The organism is Mesorhizobium sp. M7A.F.Ca.CA.003.01.2.1 (assembly GCF_003998945.1).
Classification (GTDB): domain Bacteria; phylum Pseudomonadota; class Alphaproteobacteria; order Rhizobiales; family Rhizobiaceae; genus Mesorhizobium; species Mesorhizobium ciceri.
Genome location: NZ_RZRA01000862.1, coordinates 1 through 2,403, shown reverse-complemented (window position 1 = coordinate 2,403; position 2,403 = coordinate 1). Strand labels below are relative to the sequence as shown.

The window sequence follows — 2,403 nt, the reverse complement described above, 5'->3', positions numbered from 1 at the left end:
CTTTTCGCATGAAGCAAGGCCGCGCGACAGCGCAAACCCATTCACTTTGCCTGAAGGCTTGTCACTTTCTTCCTCGCTCTTGCAAAAATGCGAAAGAAAATTACATGCGGTTTTCGCATGGCTGCCAAGCCTTGGTCGGCGCGCAATATTTGGTGCTCCGGGCTTGACGGTCCGCGGTCTTACGGGTAGAAGCCGCCCAGTCAGAACCGATGTGAGGCTCTCCCTTCCGAAGCGACACGCTTTGGAGTTTGCCTCAAACAGGGTTCGTTTTACGAGCGAAAAGACATTTCCGGCGTGCACGAAGCGGCTTCCGCTTCCTCTGCCTTTTGTTCGGGCAAGACCGCGAGGCGCGGTTTATGGCCCGAATTTGCGTATGGAAATGACGCTTTGAGCGGCCCTGACCGGGCGAGACACGGAATTGAGAGACAAGAGGGTTTAATGCCTACCGTCAACCAGCTGATCCGCAAGCCGCGCATTGCGCCGGTGAAGCGCAACAAGGTCCCGGCCATGCAGCAGAACCCGCAGAAGCGGGGCGTCTGCACGCGCGTCTATACAACGACGCCGAAGAAGCCGAACTCGGCGCTGCGCAAGGTGGCCAAGATCCGCCTGACCAATGGTTTTGAAGTGATCGGGTACATCCCCGGCGAAGGCCACAACCTTCAGGAGCACTCCGTGGTGATGATCCGCGGCGGCCGCGTCAAGGATCTTCCGGGCGTTCGCTACCACATCATCCGCGGCGTGCTCGACACGCAGGGTGTGAAGAACCGCAAGCAGCGCCGTTCGAAGTACGGCGCCAAGCGTCCGAAGTAAGATTTTCCGGCCTTGGCGCTCCTTGAGTGCGTCGGGCTATGAGATTGAGAGACAAAAGCCATGTCGCGTCGTCACAGTGCAGAAAAGCGTGAGATCAATCCGGACCCGAAGTTCGGCGATCTGATCGTCACCAAGTTCATGAACGCCGTCATGTATGACGGCAAGAAGTCGGTCGCCGAGACCATCGTCTACGGCGCGCTCGACCAGGTTCAGTCGAAGACCAAGCAGGAGCCGGTCACCGTCTTCCATCAGGCGCTCGACAATGTCGCGCCGCATGTGGAAGTGCGTTCGCGTCGTGTCGGCGGCGCCACCTACCAGGTTCCGGTCGACGTGCGCCCCGAGCGCCGCCAGGCATTGGCCATTCGCTGGCTGATTGCTGCGGCCCGCAACCGCAACGAGACCACGATGGTCGACCGCCTCTCCGGCGAGCTGATGGACGCGGCCAACAACCGCGGCACCGCTGTCAAGAAGCGTGAAGACACCCACAAGATGGCTGAAGCCAACCGCGCTTTCGCGCACTACCGCTGGTAAAGCGCGAACGAGACTGAGAGGCAGCTACGATGGCCCGCGAATACCAAATCGAAGACTACCGCAATTTCGGTATCATGGCGCATATTGACGCCGGCAAGACGACGACCACCGAGCGCGTCCTCTACTACACGGGCAAGTCGCACAAGATCGGCGAAGTCCACGACGGCGCTGCCACCATGGATTGGATGGAGCAGGAGCAGGAGCGCGGCATCACCATCACGTCCGCCGCGACCACGACCTTCTGGAAGGCTCGTGACGGCAAGATGCACCGCTTCAACATCATCGACACCCCCGGCCACGTCGACTTCACCATCGAGGTCGAGCGTTCGCTGCGCGTGCTCGACGGCGCCATCGCGCTGCTCGATGCCAATGCCGGTGTTGAGCCGCAGACCGAGACTGTCTGGCGCCAGGCCGACAAATATCGCGTTCCGCGCATGATCTTCTGCAACAAGATGGACAAGATCGGCGCCGACTTCTATCGCTCGGTCGAGATGATCGGCTCGCGCCTCGGTGCGCATGCTGTTGTCATGCAGCTGCCGATTGGCGCCGAGACCGAGTTCAAGGGCGTTGTCGACCTCGTCGAGATGAACGCGCTGGTCTGGCGCGACGAGACGCTGGGCGCTGCCTGGGACATCGTCGAGATCCCGGACGACCTCAAGGCTCGTGCCGAAGAATACCGCGAGAAGATGATCGAGGCTGCCGTCGAAATGGACGAGACGGCGCTTGAGAATTACCTCGAAGGCAAGATGCCGTCGAATGACGAGATTCGCGCGCTGATCCGCAAGGGCACCATCGCGGTCAAGTTCTACCCGATGTTCTGTGGCTCGGCCTTCAAGAACAAGGGCGTGCAGCCGCTGCTCGACGCCGTTGTCGAATATCTGCCGTCGCCGGCCGATGTTCCCGCCATCAAGGGCGTCGATGCCAAGACCGACGCCGAGATCGAGCGTCATGCCGACGACAACGAGCCGCTGTCGATGCTCGCCTTCAAGATCATGAACGACCCGTTCGTCGGTTCGCTGACCTTTGCGCGCATCTATTCGGGCAGGCTCACCAAGGGCATCT

At 60.6% G+C, this 2,403-nt stretch carries 3 protein-coding genes; all 3 read left to right on the top strand.

All coding sequences use genetic code 11. From position 1 onward, the window contains the following. Positions 1-438: 438 nt before the first annotated feature. Positions 439-810, top strand: a complete 372-nt coding sequence (gene rpsL / locus EN969_RS26790) for a 30S ribosomal protein S12 (RefSeq protein WP_006333356.1) — start codon at positions 439-441, stop codon at positions 808-810. A 60-nt stretch (positions 811-870) separates the two neighbouring features. After that, a complete protein-coding gene (gene rpsG / locus EN969_RS26785) occupies positions 871-1,341 on the top strand; it encodes a 30S ribosomal protein S7 (RefSeq protein ID WP_008875664.1) in 471 nt (156 codons plus the stop codon). A gap of 29 nt (positions 1,342-1,370) precedes the next feature. Then, on the top strand, positions 1,371-2,403 hold a 1,033-nt coding region (locus tag EN969_RS26780; RefSeq protein WP_127419541.1), incomplete at its 3' end, for a GTP-binding protein.